The following is a 556-nucleotide window of genomic DNA, read 5'->3' on the forward strand; positions in this document are numbered from 1 at the left end:
CTGCAAATGAATTAGCAGACAGTAACGGCTTGCTTCCAACAGGAAATGTAACAGTTAAACAAAGCAAGGCATTTGATAATCCAGTAACAGGTCAAAAGGAAACGTTGACATCTGATGAAAGAACAGTTGCAATTACAGCTGAAACTGAAAAGCCACATGTAAGCTACAAAGTCACAATCGATGGTAAAGAGCCTAAGAAAGATGGTAAGGGTTACTATCTGTTCTACGCAGGTGATAACATCAAGGTTGAATTTAGCGCTACTGACAATAGTGGAAAATTGAAAAAAGTGACCTTTAACCAAGGAGATAATGAGTTAACGAATTTCTTTAATGACACTAACAATACATATGGAAGTGGTGCTGTACCTAAAATCGAAAGCATTGTAAATCAAGATCAAACCACAAGGGAAACGATAGGTAAAGTTAAAGATGACTTAACATATAATTCAAATAATAAATGGACGCGACAAATTAAGGCAGTAGATCCAAGTGGTAATGAAAGTGATACCAACCTAGATGAAGCGAAATTTGGTATTCAACAAGGACGTTTGGCGGA

Annotated in this window: 1 protein-coding gene; it reads left to right on the top strand. The window is 36.7% G+C overall.

What is annotated here, in order from left to right; translation table 11 throughout:
- The coding region (locus QM424_RS09840; RefSeq protein ID WP_414394560.1) for a sialoglycan-binding domain-containing protein at nucleotides 1-556 on the top strand (556 nt) is incomplete at both ends.

The organism is Streptococcus mitis, from assembly GCF_047464945.1.
In the GTDB taxonomy this organism is placed as follows: Bacteria; Bacillota; Bacilli; order Lactobacillales; family Streptococcaceae; genus Streptococcus; species Streptococcus mitis_EA.